The sequence below is a fragment of the Pseudovibrio sp. Ad13 genome (genome assembly GCF_001623225.1).
GTDB lineage: Bacteria > Pseudomonadota > Alphaproteobacteria > Rhizobiales > Stappiaceae > Pseudovibrio.
The window spans coordinates 149,263-164,854 of the sequence record NZ_LMCC01000006.1; the positions used below are offsets into that span (position 1 = coordinate 149,263).

Genomic DNA, 15,592 nt, shown 5'->3' on the forward strand with positions numbered 1-15,592 from the left:
CTAATAGGCGACGGATGGCAGCCATGTGGCCAATGGAGGCAGGAAGTACACCAGCATCAGGCCCAGCAACTGCAGCAGCACGAACGGAATGATACCGCGGTAGATGTCTGTCAGTTTGATCTCGGGCGGACACACGCCCTTCAGGTAGAACAAGGCGAAGCCAACGGGCGGTGTCAGGAACGAGGTTTGCAGGGTCACAGCCACAAGGATCACAAACCAGATCAGTGCAGGCTCATCAATCACCCCATAGCCACCAATATCGAGGCCAAGGCCATTGATGATCGGACGCATCAGAGGCAGCACGATCAGTGTGATCTCAATCCAGTCCAGCACGAAGCCAAGCAAGAACACGATGAACAGGATGAACAGAACTGTTCCGTTGGCACCAAAGCCGGTGGAAGCCACCATTTCTTCAATCAGCGCATCACCGCCCATCTCACGCAGGACGTAGGAGAAGATGGTTGCGCCGAGGAAGATGGCAAAGATGTAAGCGGTGGTGTTGAAGGTGGACTTCAGCACGTTGACCAGCTTGCGGAATGTCAGCTTGCGGTAGCCGAGCGCCAGCAGAGTTGCGCCGAGTGCACCGATGCCGGAAGCTTCTGTTGGCGTGGTCAGGCCTGCGAAGATAGAGCCCAGCACGGCGAGGATCAGCAACAGGGTTGGCAGTGCCGCGATCAAAACATCCTTAATCGCGTGCCAGTCTGGTGCCTTCGCGCCTTCCGGTACTGGTGCTGCATCGCGTTTAACCAGAGCAACAACGAAGATATACACCAGATACAACATCCCAATGATGATGCCCGGGAAGACGGCTGCCATGAACAGGTCACCAACAGACAGAGCCATCTGGTCTGCCATGATCACCAGCATGATGGAAGGCGGAATGAGGATGCCCAATGTACCAGAGGCAGACACCACGCCAGCCGCAAGGGACTTGGAGTATTTTTGTTGCATCATGGATGGGAGAGACAGCACACCAAGCAGCACAACAGAGGCGCCAATGATGCCGGTGGAAGCTGCAAGGATTATGCCGATGAGCGTTACTGTGATGGCAAGACCACCGCGCACTGTGCCGAACAGCTTCTGCATGGAGGTCATCAAACGCTCAGCCACACCGCTTTCGTCCAGCATCAGTCCCATGAAGATGAACATAGGCAGAGCGACAAGAACAGCGTTGGACATGGTCGCATAAACACGGTTCACGGTAGCGCCCAGTGTCAGATAGTCGAGACCGGTGAAAGTGCTCTCAAGGCCAGTCCAGGCCATATGGTCGTTGTCGAACAGATAAGCCAGACCGCAATACGCAATGCCGACACCTGCCAGAACCCAGGCAACTGGGTAACCGGAAAAAAGCAGCGCGATGAAGCTCAGAAACATTGCAATGACGAGTTTCTCTTCGGTGGTCTCAACGAGGAAAGACAAGCCATACGCAACAATAGCAAAGCCAAGGAATGCGAGGAGGATCAGGCGGATGCCCTTCCCTTTCCGCTCGCTCTCACTGTTGACCCAGATTGCGTGAACGTCGTGAATAAGACGGGCGAGTGCTGCAACTCCCAGCAGAACAAAGCTTAGTGGGATCACCGCTTTGAGTGCCCAACGCGCAGGCAGGCCAGTTGGGCTGGAGGAGCGTTCGCTCACACGGAAACTGTCGTAGAAATAGTCATAGCCCTGATCCACCATGAGGTAGATGAAAGGAAACAAAAGCGCAGAAATGCCGATGATTTCGATGAAGCGCTGTGTTCGAGGGCTCAGCTGCATGTGCAGCAGATCCACCCTTACGTGGCTGTCTGTGACCAGCGCGTAGGAAATGCCCACCATGGTCACCAGACCGTAGATGTGCCACTGAAGTTCATCAAGCTTAGGGAAGTTGTAGTTAAACAGATAACGCATTGTTACCTGAGTGACGATTGCAAGGATCAGCAGCAGGTTGGCCCACATTACAATGTGGCCAACGCCTTTTACAAAGTGATCCAGTGCAACGGCTATGGGTTGTTTGTCAGTGTCTTCGTGCTCGAGAATTTCTTCAAAGAGCTCAATTGGATCTGAAGTGTCCTGAGGATTTTTTATCATAGCATTCACTCTTGCAGGTCAACGCCGCAACTATCTGGTCTGGAAGGCTGAGGCCAATAGTAGAAATGGGAGCGGCAAGGAAAAGCCGCTCCCAAGTTTTTATTACTTACGCGGCAGGAACGCGTTTTCTTTCCAGATTTTGTAGTTATCGCGGAACTGGTTGAGGTCAGTCAGAACCTTTGCGAAGAATGCATCGTTTGCGGCTTCTTCCTGAGCAACGTCGTTCCATGTTGAACGGAACACGTCGAGCATTTCAGGAGACCACTGCTTGATCTGAACGCCGTTGTTGTTGACGTTGTCGAGCAGAGCTTCGTGCTGGATCGCTTCACCTTCAGCAAAACTGTCGGTAACAGATGCCTTACATGCGTTCTCAATGATCGCTTTGTGAGTGTCGCTTGCTTTGTTCCAAACGTCTTTGTTGATCAGCAGTTCGAAGACGGTCGCCTGCTGATGCCAACCTGGGAAGTAATTATACTTTACCAATTTGTGGAAGCCAAGGCGTGCGTCAATGGCAGGCATGGAGAATTCGGTCGCGTCAATCGCACCTTTCTCAAGCGCCGGGAAGATTTCACCGCCTGGCAGCAGAGAAGTTGCAACGCCAAGCTTCTGCATAACTTTACCGCCAAGTCCGAAGAAGCGCATTTTCAGACCCTTCAGGTCTTCAGGAGAATTGATCTCCTTAGCGAACCAGCCGGATGTCTCTGGAGCGATGATCGCACATGGCATAACTTTTACGTTGTAGCCAGCCTGATCGTACATTTCCTGGTACAGGGACAGGCCGTTACCGTAGTAAAGCCAAGCCGCATATTCACCAGCTTCCGGGCCAAAAGGAACAGCAGAGAACAGTGGAGCTGCAGGAATTTTACCAGCCCAATAGCCCGCCGTTGTGTAGCCGGAATTGATTTTGCCTGAAGAAACAGCGTCGAGGATTTCAAATGGTGGAACCAGCTTGCCCGGCTCATACACCTTCATTTTGATGGTGCCGCCAGACATCAGCTTCAGCTGGTCAGCGACACGAGGAATTGGGCTTCCCAAACCTGGCAGAGAGGTTGAGAAGGCAATTGGTGTCTTCAGCAGCAGCTTGTCGGCTGCGTTTGCGATAGGAGCTGCGAGCACAGATGCAGCTACAGAGGCGGCGAGAGCAAGGCTTAAGACAGATTTTTTCATGTTTCCTCCAAATGGCATTCGGCTGCTAAACGCGCTTTTGCGCTGTCCTCCCAAGCAGCTGACTGATGGTAAATAATATTGACCTCTGAAATAAATCAAGAAATATATTTTGCAGTTTTAGCCGTTTTTCGGGCTTGACACGCGGGTAAATACTAATGGTGTGGATGCGTAGGATTATTGGATTTGCATACCTAAGGGATAGAAAATTCGCTGTAAAACAACGTATTAGTGCGTAATACATGCTTTGATATATCAATATTGTGGCTCTCGGCGCTCTTCCCCTTGAATTGGAAAATAAAATCGACCAATATTGGAATTGTGACCGGCAGGAAGTGTAAAATGGTGTCTGTAGATTATCTTTTTGAGCCTATCGACCACGATACAGTGGTGGATTCTGTAACTGAGCAAATTGAGGGACTCATTTTGGCCGGCGTGCTGAAAGAGGGGACGAAGCTGCCCTCTGAAAGAGATATTTCTGAGCGTATGGGTGTCTCTCGTCCGAAGGTTCGTGAAGCACTGAAGCGGCTGGAGGATTCCAACCTCATTGCTATCCGTCACGGTGAAGGATCGTTCATAGCGCCTCTTATCAGTGCAGCTATGAGCCCTGCCTTGATCAATCTGATCAGCCGCAATCAGACGGCTTTTTATGACTACCTTGAATATCGACGTGTTCAGGAGGGTTTTGCAGCTCGTCTGGCTGCTGAGCGAGCAACCAAACTGGATCTTGAGCGACTTGAGGCTATTCTCGTAAACCTGCGGGAAGCGCAGGCCAATGGCGACGATATTGCTTCAAAGAAGAATGATATCGCGTTCCATTTGGCGATTGTGGATGCTGGTCACAATGCCATGCTTATTCATATGATGTCTTCCATCTATGAGCTGACGCAGAAGGGTGTCTTCTATAATCGTGAATTCTTGCGCTCTATTGATGGGACTGGGGAGCAGTTGTTAGAGCAGCACGAGGAGATCGGCAGGGCTATCTTCACGCGAAATGGCGCAAAGGCTGAAGAGGCCGCGCACCGGCACATTGATTTCGTGGAGACGTCTTTCCGCCTCGGACAAGATCAACAGCGCCGTGAGCTTATTTCCTCAAAACTCTTTGCGCTGCAAAGAGGTGAAGAATAATTACCACTCTTACGTATTGGGAATAGAGAGGATCATTCGCATACGCCGTAGCGAATGATCCATGTTATCAGTGCCTAGCGATTTTCAACCCAGGCTGTGAGATCAGCAACGTTTGGCTCAACAAATTCGGCCATACCGCCGGAGAATTCTTTAAAGGCGTCGATATTGATATGGTTGGTGCCAACGAGAACGGATGCTCCGCTCTCTAGCGCCTTCACGATCAAATCCCGAAATCCGCTGCCATTGGCCTCTTGCTCACCAAACTTGTTGAGGATGAACACGTCAAACGGCTCGTTGATCCGATGAGTAACTTCGCCTGCAGCTTGCGCGAGGGCTGATGTGTCCAGTCGGCAGCCGGAAGACTCCTTGCCAAGGGATTGGGTGATGGAGATTTGTGGCCCGTCTGGCAGGACCAGAACGTCCATATCGCAGCGATGGCGATCTTCGTTGACCGTATCTGCCTGCACAATACCGCAAGTCCGTATGCCGTTTTGCCGAAGTTTCTCGGAAAGCTCTGTCAGCACCAGTTTCCCTTTTGGTAGGGTGTAAGCAATTCTCATCTGGGGTCTTCCTTGCGCTTCTGTTTTTTCAGCTATGTGAAAACTCTCATATCAAACTGTAATAATACTGGTTTGATCTACGCAAGGTTACCCCTGCGGCGAATGCGCACAATTATTATGAGGAATGTGTTTTTGCGCATTTACCGCAAGAGAGGTTAACTTGATTTCGTGCAGTTTGGGTATCTTTGAGCCTACCCTACATGAGCAAGCTCATCCCCTTGATAGCTTTGTGCTTTTGAGGTTGTCTCTTCTTCTGGAGGCGAAATTCTTTGTTTGTTTGTCAGCAAAGCCATAATGCTAGGTGACGATGTTGGGTCATATCGTGCTGTGGCATCTAAACCTCCCGTGAGCGTGATGGACTGAACCCGAATTGGCTCTACCTGTTGCTTGTGATGGAGAAGCTGAAGTTCTTTCCCTTCAAGTAGTTCATATGGCCGCTCCGCAGTCAGGTGAATCCTATCCTCCTCTATACGACGGACGATGATGGGTGTCTTATTACCGGTACTAGATTGGATGACACCTGTTGTGTTCGTATCAATGAGAACTGCCGCGTTTGAAAGGCTATGACGAGCGAAAACCTGGTCGTAGTCACGGGAGGGATAGTGACGGCGGAGCAGTTCAAGATCTTCTCGTGTGAGCGAGTTAGCGCCTTCAATTGGTCCGTGCAAAAAGTGGTCAAGGTGTTCTGGGTGCCAACGATTGCCGTTGTAAGCGGAGGTGACTTTGCTAAGGTGTTGAAAGCTGCTGAACTCGTATTCCATGTAATATTTGAACACGTTTCGCTCGTCCGGAGCGTCTTTGTACATCGCCGCATAATCTAGATGCATTTCGGTGAAATTGAGATATGCCCCCGTCGCGGTTGTGCCGTTTACATAATCAAATGCATCGATCACCTCCTCACTCAATCTGCGAAAGAGCAGGAGGGCCTCATAGAAAATCATGTGTTTTGGAGTGGAGGCCATCACAAGATCGTGGACGCCCAGGTCTTCACGGGCAACTTGAAACATGTACTTCAATAGAGCGTGGATGAGCGCGCCATCCTGCGAGCGATGATCAGGATGAATAGTTAATGAGGACGCTTCGGCGATCCGACGGTTCCAGCGTTGAATGTGTTTGAGTGAATAAATTTGCTCCACGGGCAGCTCTTCAAGAGACTTTATGATGATGGTGGTGGTGCCAATTACGGTTTCACCCTGCTTTGCAATGAGTGTGTAACAGGATGGAAGGACATAAAAAGGGGTGAATCGATAGCCACTCCCGTCCTCCTTCATATAGCCGACTTGAGTGTAGGATTCGTAGAGTAATCTGCAAACCTGAGAGAGTTCATCAGGTGTGTCCGCGAGCTTGAAAATAACATTCTCGGGCGGTGTGTTTTGCAGCTTCACCCTTCTTCTGTGGATGGAAAAACGACGTGCTTTTTGGGCTTCGTGGGCTGTTTCTGATTTAATTGTATTGCTCATGCTCAATAACCTTTACTTGAACAATGTTGTGCAAGTGAGAATAAAAATCGATATTACTTAAAGTTATAAATTTGAGGTAACTTTATTGATTTGAATAGAGCGAAAATATTATTAACGTTAATATTATAAATAATATTGACATATACTTAATTTATAAAAGATAAACTTGTTTAGGTTGTGTAATAAGTTTGTTTGCAATCGATAAATATTTATGTGCGTGCGGTTTTATTATTCGCACTGATTGGAAATTTTATTAGTGGAGGAAGATGTTGACTGTTTTAGCTGCATCTCAAGCACAAGGGTCTACATCAGGCACATGTGCAGGCTTTTCATATGACGCTGCTTTTTCCCGTAACATAGGTTGGGTGACACCGGAAGAGCAGCAAACTCTGCGTGGTAAGCGTGTTGCGATCGCTGGTATGGGCGGTGTAGGCGGCATTCATGCTGTCACATTGGCTCGATTGGGAATCGGTGCGTTCAGCGTGGCTGATTTCGATCACTTCGACATCGTCAATTTTAATCGCCAGATTGGGGCCACTGTCAGCACCCTGCAAGAGCCTAAGGTTTCAGTGATGGCTGAACAGGTGCGTAATATTAATCCAGAGGTGGATCTGCGGGCCTTTCCCGATGGTGTAACCGATGAGAACATAGATGCCTTTTTGGAAGGCGTTGATATGTTTGTCGATGGCTTCGACTTCTTTGTGCTGGGTATGCGCAGAAAGGTTTTTGCAAAGTGCCGTGACCTTGGGATTCCAGCGGTTACGGCTGCTCCGCTTGGTATGGGCACTGCTTATCTGTGTTTTACTCCGGATGGCATGAGCTTTGAAGACTATTTCCAGTTTGAAGGGGAAGACGAGTTACATCAGTACTTCAAGTTTTTGTTGGGTTTAGCACCGAGCGCATTGCATCGCCATTCACTGGTGGACACCTCTCAGCTGAACCTGAAGGAGGAGCGTGGCCCATCCACTGCTGCGGGCTGCCAGTTGGCTGCGGGGGTGGTTGGAGCGCAAGCCATTAAGCTGCTGCTAGGTCGCGGGCCATTGAAGCCAGCGCCGTGGTATCATCACTTTGACGCCTATGAGGGTAAGTTCGTGACCAAGCGCCTCCCTTCCGGAAATGGCAACTTCTTCCAAAGGCTAAGACTCAAAAAGACCATGCAACAGTTTACCTAGTTTCTGCATAATTGCAGGAACATAGGTGCGTGGGAGGCTTTCCCCTACAAAGAGAGATTGTGCGATTTCGGGCAAGTCGCACAACGCTCCCACGCATCTTAGGGCCTTTAAGCGGGGTCTCACATCTTAAATTGCTTTAATATGAGTTTAATCTTCAGGTTATTGACTTTTGTCAAATAAGCGAAGGAGTGATCGTGATCTACAGTAATTGCAATTCATTCGCATTTGCGAGCTGTTCGCTTTCTATCCCGTTTCGATGGAAACTCAAAAATGATCACACGTCGTTCTTTTCTTTCGCACACTGCAGGGTTTACTGCTGCAGCATCTCTGGGTAGTACGCTGCCATTTGTAGCACAAGCGGCAAATCCGGCGCTGGCCCTGTATGGTCCGCCAGTGGGGCCATCTGTTGTGTTGTCTTACATTGCCAACAAAGGCTTGCTCTCTGACTTTACAGAGAAAGTAGATTTCTCCGTTTACAAATCACCTGATGTCTTACGTGCTGGTTTCGTTTCCGGTGATTGGAAATTGGCGGGCACCCCGTCTTATGTTGCCGCGAACCTTGCCAACAAAGGCCTGCCCGTGAAAATGCTGAACATCATGACCTGGGGCATGCTTTATGTGCTCAGCTATGATGGTTCTGTGAAGTCCCCTGCGGATCTGGCCGGTGAGAAGATCGGCATGTTCTTCCGGAATGATATGCCGGACCTAGTGTTTGGTCGCGTCATGCAACAAAACGGGCTGACTGAGGGCAAAGACTACTCCTTGCACTATGTCAGCACCCCGTTTGAAGCATTACAGCTTCTGCTCTCAGGTCGCATCAAGCATTGCGTTCTGCCAGAGCCGGCTGCGACAGCGGGTATGGTCAAAGGCAAAAAGATGGGTAAGTTGATCCATCGTTCTATAGATTTGGCCAGTGAATGGACGTCTGTGACGGGCGGTGAAGGTCGCTTCCCGATGGCAGGCATGATGGTGCATGAAGACTTGCTCAATGCGCAGCCAGAGCTGATTGAAGGCTTCCACAAAGCCTGTGTCACCGGCACTGAGTGGGTGAAGGCAAACCCCAAGGAAGCGGCGGCTGTTGCATCTGAAAGCATCACATTGCCAGCACCCGTGATCGCCAAGTCCATTCCGCATACGCATCTGACAGCAGAGCGTGCCAAAGACATTCAGTCCGAGTTGGAGCAGTTCTACTCCATTCTGGCGGAAAAGAACCCATCCATCATTGGCGGAAAACTACCGAACGCAGACTTCTATCTGTAGCGAAGCAGGTTTGGCAGGTCGCGTAAAGGTTACAGTCACCTGGTCTGCTGAGCCCAACAAACAACGAGAACATACCTGATGATCCGTCACATGCTATCGACGTTAATGAGTAAACTTTGGAGTGGTTGGGGCACTCTGGCGGGAGTATTTCTCATTTTCGCGCTATGGCAAGTCGGTTTTGAGACATTCGGGTCTCTGGTGTTGCCTGCGCCATTGGAAGCATTGAACCGGTTGGTGGATCTTGTCGCTTTGCCATCCGGGCTCGAATACATTCTGATCACTGCCAAGCGGGCCTTTGCTGGCTTTCTGCTTGCCAGCGCGTTTGGTATTTTCTTTGGCCTGATAGCCGGTTGGTCCAACACACTGTCACTACTCTGTAAGCCGTTTATTACCGTGGCCCTTGGGGTGCCGCCGATTGCATGGATCGTGCTTGCGCTGCTGTGGTTTGGCGGCGATGACGGCACGCCGATCTTTACAGTGTTCATCTCAACGATCCCGCTCATTTTCGCAGGCGCTTTGCAAGGCGTGCGGATGCGGGAGAAGGAGCTGGATGAGATGGCGCAGAGTTTTCATGTGCCGCTGGTTCAGCGGTTCTGGCAGGTGCAGGCACCGCAGATCGTCTCCTACCTCTTTCCGGCATGGGCAACAGCGTTGGGGTTGAGCTGGAAAGTGGTGGTGATGGCAGAATTACTCTCCAGCACGCGTGGCATTGGTGCTGGCCTTGCTGAAGCACGCGTCAACATCGATACCGCGTCCACCATGGCGTGGATCGTTGTGGTTGTTGGTCTGCTGCTGGTCATCGAAGGTATGTTGCTCAACCCTGTCAAAGACTATGTGGAGGGTTGGAAGCATGCTGAATGATGCAGCTCCCCTGCTCTCCGTTGTGCCAAGAGGCTCAGCAGAGACAAAGCCATCCGTTTTATCTGTCTCAGTGGAAGACCACCGCTACCATCCTTTGCAGCAAACACTGGCACCGAGTGCGCTGGAGCTGAAAAAAGGAGAAGTTGTCAGCATCATCGGTCCATCCGGTTGCGGGAAGTCGACCTTTCTGCGCATCGCAGCGGGATTGATTGAGGCAAGCACCGGGAAAATCTCAAGCACTGCGGATCGAACGGCGATCCTGTTTCAGGAACACCGGTTGCTGCCATGGAAGAGCCTTTTGAACAACATCAGCTTTGGTCTTCAGGGACAAAAACTCTCTAAGTTCCAGCGTATGAAAAAAGCGCGGACCGTTGCTTATGCCATGGGTTTCACTGAGGATGATCTGATCAAGTATCCCTCAGAGCTCTCCGGTGGCATGCGCCAGCGCGGCGCGTTGGCCCGTGCACTGGCGGTAGAGCCTGACCTGTTGTTTTTAGACGAACCTTTCAGCGCTCTTGATATTGGCCGTCGCCGCGATCTTTACCGGCTTGTGCTGCATGAAGTTGATGAAAAACAGTGCTCTGTCCTGATGGTCACTCATGATGTGACCGAAGCATTGGCATTGAGTGACCGTGTTTTGATTATGGCGCCAGATCCGGGGCATTTTGCCAAGGAGTACGAGGTGCCACTGACCCGCTCCGAGCGTACGCGTCGAAACCTTTTGGAACTTGAGGCAAGTTTGCTGGCGGATGACCGGATTGCGCAGCTGTTTAACATGAACAACTGGGAGCAGCTGGTATGACGGAACTTGCACATACATCTCGGCTACAGGCTTCGTTCTTTGACGCTCCTTTGTTCTCTGAAGGGTTCCGGGTCTTCTTTCCGCTGTCAGCACTCTATGCCGTGTTCTCCATCGTTGTGTGGGGGCTTGTGCTTGCCGATGTGCTGCCGGTGCCGCTGGATGCAGACCCTCTTCTCTTTCATCAATATGAGATGTTCTTTGGCTTCTTCACGGGCGCAATGGCGGGTTTTTTGACGACTGCTGTGCCCTCCTGGTCAAACACACCGAAGATTGCGGGCGCACAATTGGTGGGTTTGGGGGCACTTTGGCTGGCAGGACGTATCGCGTTCTGGATGCTTGGTGTGCTTTCGCCGATTGTCGTGTTCGTGGTTCAGGCTTTCTTTCCCGCAGCGCTACTGATTGTTATCTTGCCCCGACTATGGCGTGCCAAGATGCACCATCTCATGTGGCCGGTGCTTATGCTTTGCACAGCCCAGCTTGTGTGTTTTTGGGAATACTTGGAGATTGGCGTTCTCAATCAGGGACTTGCGATTGCGGAAGGTGCGTTCGTCCTGATGGTCCTCACGGCTCTTGCTCCGGTTTCCATGGTGATTGTGAATGATGCTTTGTCCACGCGAGAGGATGGCGCTGTGTTTGTTCCGCGTCCACCAATGAGGCGTGCGGCGTTGTTTTGCATCTCTGCGTTTACCCTTGCCAAGGTGTTGGGTGTTTCTGATGCTTTGCAAGGATGGCTGGCGTTGGCCTCTGCCTGTGCGGTGCTCAACATCTTGCAGGACTGGCATGTGGCAGGCTCTTTGCGAACCACCTTCGCGAAAGCGCTCTATCTGGTCTATTGGTTCTTTGGAATTGGCTTTGCATTGGAGGCCGGTGGGTTGCTCGGGCTGCTTTCTGCAGGTTCTTATGTTTCCGGTCAGCACATGATCTTCATCGGCGGCTTGTCTCTGGCAACCTTCATGGTTTTGACCATCGCGGGTCTGCGACATGCGGGCTACTCTTTGAAACTTCCAAAGTTGCTGGGCGCCGCGATCCTTTCTCTCATAAGCGCTTGTCTGGCCCGTTCTCTCGGTCCACTGCTCTTCCCTGATCTTGATGTAATGCCACTGGCCTGGCTCCTGTTTGCACTCGCTTTCACCCTATATCTGATCCACTTCGTGCCCGTGGTCTCCGCGAAAACTTCGTAGAATAAAGGCAACTGACTATGCTTTCTTTATCGAGATTGTTTGAACCGAAGAAAACCGATCTTTCTGAAGGTCTTGTTTCAAATGCCTTTGCGCCTGAGTGCGACGACGCAGTATCAGCTGGCAAGGGCTGCAGTATGAAAGACAGAGAATTTTGCCACGATGCGCGGTGTTATGCTCTCTCGCAAGCCTGTCATGCGGGCTGTGATCAACACCAGTTTATTGATACGCTCTGGGCGGAAGACAGACACTGAAGAAGTGTCTTAGCCGGCAGCCTCAAACTGCTGTATCTGGCTGAGCAAAGCTTCGGCCAGTTGTTCCTTGCTGTAAGGTTTGGCCAGTCGTGTGATCCGCTCTAGATTTTGTGTTTGTGGTTCCAGTGCTTTGGGGAAGCGACCTGAGGTGACGACCACTTTTTGGTCTGCGCAGGCTTTGATGCTGGCTTCGGCCAGATCCCAGCCGATTTTGCCATCTTCAAGCTGAACATCTGTGAAGAGAATGTCGAACTTGGTTCCGTTCTCAATGAGCACTTTAGCGGAGCCGTAGCTGTTGGCTTCGATACAAATAAGCCCCATCTCTTTCAGCATGGTTTTGGCGCGCAACAGGGTTTGTAGATCATCCTCAACCACCAGAATGCGGCGAGGCTGGTCAAACGTAATCGCGGTGTTGGGTGCCAGATCTTCCAGCGGTGCCTGCGGTATGACGAGGGTCACTGTTGTCCCCCCCTCCTTCTCGCTGGTGATGCCCATTTCCCCACCGGATTGCTTGATAAAACCAAACACCATGCTCAACCCAAGTCCAGACCCTGCAGACGTGCGGCGGGTGGTGAAGAAAGGTTCGTAAACGCGTTCCAGCGTTCCCTGATCCATGCCGCATCCGTCATCAGTCACATTTATGGAAACACTCTCGAACCCGTTGGCCACAACCCGAACAGAAATCGTACCCGCACCTGAAATGGCGTGGGAGCTGTTGATGCAAAGGTTCAGCAGTGCGCTTTCCAGCTGGCCAGGGTCGATGCGCACATAGGTTGCTTCCTCTGGTAAATCTGTCGTCAGGATGATCCGCTCATCGATGCTCAATGAAATGATCTCGGCCACACTTTCAATGAGATAATTGATTTCAACGACTTCTGGCTCAAGGTGCTGTTTGCGGGCAAAGGCAAGCAGGCGCTGGGTCAGATTTGTGGCCATTTCTACTGCGCTATGAATGCGTTGGATGTTGCCTTTCAGATCAATGAGTTTGGAGCTTTTGCGCTCAATAATTCCGACGCTGCCAGAGATACTGGTCAAGATGTTGTTGAAGTCATGGGCCACTTCACCGGTTAGTTGGCCAAGGCTTTCGAGCTTTTGTTTTTGTTGTGCCTGTTCCTGAACAAAGCGACGGTCCGTTGCGTCAGAGAATGACCAGACTGCACCGCCTTCTGGTAAGGGACTTTTGCGCACTTCGATCAGGATGCCGTCATCATCAATCAGTTCTGCAAAGCGGAAGCGTGTGCCATGTGGACGGACGTTCTCATCCTTCCATCTGAACCCGGAGTTCTGGATCAACACGCGGATGTCTCTGGCCTTTTCAATCTCTGCTTCATTGATGCGAAGCGTTGCTGCCAACCGTGGGTTCCAGGCCGTCATATCATGGGCATCGTTGGTCAGAACCAGCCCTTCAGCGATGCAGTTAAAGGTGGTCTCGAACAGCTCTGTCTTGCGTTGCAACTGGCCATAAATACGGCGCAACCGAATGGAATTGGCGCGAAAAATGCGGAAGGAATGCAACAGTCGCGTGATCTCGTCATCCTGCCGCGCAGGTCGTGGGAGCACGGTGGTGTGATCTCCTTTGGCCAGGCTGGACATGGCGTGAGAGATGCGATTGATGTTCTTGGTCACGTAACCAGCAATGTAATGCGCTGACATCAAAGCCAGAAGAATACTTGCGATGCCAGTGAGCAGCACAACGAGCTGTGCACTGGAGATGTAAGAGGATGTTTCTTGCCGTTGCTTGGAGATTTCTTCACCTGACAGACGAACAAACTCAGCAACCAGCTGGTTGATCACCTGCGCGCTGGATTTGATTTTGAAAAGCGCGTTGCGGGCTTCCAGTTGTCCCGCCATCGCCAGATGACGAATGGCATAAAGGCCTGCGTTGTCCTCTGCTATTGTCTTCAGTGCTGCAACGGCTTCCTGAACCTCAAGGGCAGTTATGCCCTCCAACTCAGCCATTTGCAGATGATAGCGGCGACGCAGCTCGCCCAGACTGAGGAAATCAGTTACATGTGCGGCGGAAATCAATAGGTTGGCAGCCTGCCCAATTCCTTGCCAGGCCTCACGTTCCTCTGCATTCTGGTAAAACGTGGAGGAGTTCTTGACTGCAAGGCGCTCCATCTTGGAGAGGTCAACAAGCAGGGTACGAACCTGATCCTCAGACTCGCTGATTTGCTGGGCTGCGTTGACGAGCACGGCCACCTGCGAGCGCATGAGCGAAAGGTTTTGTTGCACTTGCGGCAAAAACCGTCCGAGACTTCCTTGTTGCCGTGCTAGCGGAAAGTTGTCTCGATATTGCTGTTCTGCATTGCTCAGCTCAACCAGTAAACGAGAGCCTTCATTTTCGATCTGATAGACCGAAGAAAGGTTGAGGATGAAGGGAGCTGAACTCACTAGACCGGCGGATTTGTTTGCCAGTTGGAGAGAGCTTGCGATTGCTTCAATAGTCTTTTGATAATGCCCAACGAGCTTCACGTTGGCTTGGTCCAGCCAGTACCACGCGATCGACCCTGCAAACAAAGTTGCAAAAGTCAGCAGCGTGATGGCTGCCAGCAAACGTGTTTTGATGGAAAGCAGAGCTTTCACGCGTTGGGGCAGAAAGGTCATGACAGGTCTACTGCGGTCTCATCCAGCGCAAAGACATAGCCTTTACCGCGACGGGTCTGCAAAAAGACCGGCTTGGATGGATTGGCCTCAATCTTCCGGCGCAAACGCAGGATCAAAACATCGACGGTGCGGTCCATATAGCGGGAAAGATCGCCCCCTAGATACTCCAGTAGTTCTACGCGATCAATCGGGCGGTTCGGGTTCTCTATGAGAAACTCCAGAAGGCGTAACTCAGAGTTTGTCAGGCTAATTTCCCGTAGGTTCTTGTCCAGTAACCGCCGCTCATCGCAGATGAAAGAGAGTTCACCGAGAGGAATGATCCCAGCGCTGAGAGCTTGAGGTGCAGCGAGCGCGACTGTGGACTCCGGTTCTGCAGGAACGTTGCGCTTGTAACGACGCAGAACCGCACGAATGCGGGCGATCAGTTCTCGCGGATTGAACGGCTTCATCAAAAAGTCATCAGCACCGGTTTCCAGTCCAACGATCTTGTCTACCTCATCTCCCGTGCCCGTGAGCAGGATAATCGGGAAGTCATAGGACGTGCGTAGGCGCTGTGCGAGCATCATGCCGCTTTCACCATCCAGCTTCAGATCGATGATTGCCAGATCAAGGCTTTCCAGCTCTTTGAGCGCGATGAGTTCTTTGCTTCCGTGACACGGCAGTGCCTGGAATCCATATTCATGCAGCAGTTCCTGCAAGACCTCGCGAATAGCCGGGTCGTCATCAACGACAGCTACCTTTGAGGGTGACCTATCCCAACTCTCGGTCATTTATGTAACCTTCCTCGCAACCCGTACCATGCTCCCAGACGCATACTTGGAGGTCGTTTTTGATTTTCTTCAGATTGCGGCGACAATGCACGTGAAAGTGCCTTCCCATCAATAATTCTAATATTTCATATGTAACTCAATTCTGTAATAAATGTAACATTTAAAATATATATCTGCTAAATAAGAACATACTTAACGGTAAAGCATAAGCACTCCTGTGATGTTTCATGTAATTTTCAAATCAAGTTACGGGAATATGTGGGTGTACTTGTAAGTTGTTACACCTACATGCGTTTAGACTTGGGAGAA

12 protein-coding genes are annotated in these 15,592 nt (G+C 51.0%); 6 read left to right on the forward strand and 6 right to left on the reverse strand.

What is annotated here, in order from left to right:
• Together PsAD13_RS10005 and PsAD13_RS10010 are read right to left on the reverse strand one after the other, a co-directional pair.
• A complete protein-coding gene (locus tag PsAD13_RS10005; protein WP_063318045.1) occupies nucleotides 1-2,067 on the reverse strand; it encodes a TRAP transporter large permease subunit in 2,067 nt (688 codons plus the stop codon).
• A gap of 102 nt (nucleotides 2,068-2,169) precedes the next feature.
• Nucleotides 2,170-3,234, reverse strand: coding sequence for a TRAP transporter substrate-binding protein (locus PsAD13_RS10010; protein ID WP_057462476.1), 1,065 nt, complete (start codon nucleotides 3,232-3,234; stop codon nucleotides 2,170-2,172).
• 339 nt (nucleotides 3,235-3,573) lie between these two features.
• Here PsAD13_RS10010 and PsAD13_RS10015 point away from each other — a divergent pair, with 339 nt between their 5' ends.
• Nucleotides 3,574-4,359 carry a FadR/GntR family transcriptional regulator gene (locus tag PsAD13_RS10015; protein ID WP_057462458.1) on the forward strand — a complete coding sequence of 262 codons (786 nt, stop codon included), beginning with the start codon at nucleotides 3,574-3,576 and terminating at the stop codon, nucleotides 4,357-4,359.
• Nucleotides 4,360-4,433: 74 nt separating this feature from the next.
• Here the strand turns inward: PsAD13_RS10015 and PsAD13_RS10020 are convergent, their stop codons facing one another.
• Together PsAD13_RS10020 and PsAD13_RS10025 are read right to left on the reverse strand one after the other, a co-directional pair.
• Nucleotides 4,434-4,919, reverse strand: coding sequence for a DUF2478 domain-containing protein (locus PsAD13_RS10020; protein ID WP_063318046.1), 486 nt, complete (start codon nucleotides 4,917-4,919; stop codon nucleotides 4,434-4,436).
• Nucleotides 4,920-5,110: 191 nt separating this feature from the next.
• A complete protein-coding gene (locus PsAD13_RS10025) occupies nucleotides 5,111-6,379 on the reverse strand; it encodes a hypothetical protein (RefSeq protein WP_063318047.1) in 1,269 nt (422 codons plus the stop codon).
• Between the two features lie 266 nt (nucleotides 6,380-6,645).
• Here PsAD13_RS10025 and PsAD13_RS10030 point away from each other — a divergent pair, with 266 nt between their 5' ends.
• From PsAD13_RS10030 to PsAD13_RS10050, 5 genes are all read left to right on the forward strand, one after another.
• On the forward strand, nucleotides 6,646-7,551 hold the full coding sequence (locus PsAD13_RS10030) for a ThiF family adenylyltransferase (RefSeq protein WP_063318048.1): 906 nt from the start codon (nucleotides 6,646-6,648) through the stop codon (nucleotides 7,549-7,551).
• Between the two features lie 270 nt (nucleotides 7,552-7,821).
• Nucleotides 7,822-8,811 (forward strand): ABC transporter substrate-binding protein, encoded by a 990-nt coding sequence (locus PsAD13_RS10035; protein ID WP_063318049.1) that lies wholly within the window; start codon nucleotides 7,822-7,824, stop codon nucleotides 8,809-8,811.
• A 90-nt stretch (nucleotides 8,812-8,901) separates the two neighbouring features.
• Entirely contained in the window at nucleotides 8,902-9,672 is a 771-nt protein-coding gene (locus PsAD13_RS10040) for an ABC transporter permease subunit (RefSeq protein WP_084404699.1), read from the forward strand.
• Nucleotides 9,662-10,474: an ATP-binding cassette domain-containing protein gene (locus PsAD13_RS10045; RefSeq protein ID WP_063318050.1), complete on the forward strand. Its 813-nt coding sequence runs from the start codon at nucleotides 9,662-9,664 to the stop codon at nucleotides 10,472-10,474. The genes PsAD13_RS10040 and PsAD13_RS10045 overlap by 11 nt, the downstream gene beginning before the upstream one ends.
• Nucleotides 10,471-11,655 carry an NnrS family protein gene (locus PsAD13_RS10050; protein ID WP_063318051.1) on the forward strand — a complete coding sequence of 395 codons (1,185 nt, stop codon included), beginning with the start codon at nucleotides 10,471-10,473 and terminating at the stop codon, nucleotides 11,653-11,655. Before PsAD13_RS10045 ends, PsAD13_RS10050 begins: the two co-directional genes overlap by 4 nt.
• 260 nt (nucleotides 11,656-11,915) lie before the next feature.
• Here the strand turns inward: PsAD13_RS10050 and PsAD13_RS10055 are convergent, their stop codons facing one another.
• Together PsAD13_RS10055 and PsAD13_RS10060 are read right to left on the reverse strand one after the other, a co-directional pair.
• Nucleotides 11,916-14,513, reverse strand: coding sequence for an ATP-binding protein (locus PsAD13_RS10055; protein WP_063318052.1), 2,598 nt, complete (start codon nucleotides 14,511-14,513; stop codon nucleotides 11,916-11,918).
• The gene (locus PsAD13_RS10060; protein ID WP_063293068.1) at nucleotides 14,510-15,283 is read right to left on the reverse strand and encodes a response regulator; all 774 of its coding nucleotides are present in this window, start codon (nucleotides 15,281-15,283) and stop codon (nucleotides 14,510-14,512) included. The genes PsAD13_RS10055 and PsAD13_RS10060 overlap by 4 nt, the downstream gene beginning before the upstream one ends.
• Nucleotides 15,284-15,592: the final 309 nt, after the last annotated feature.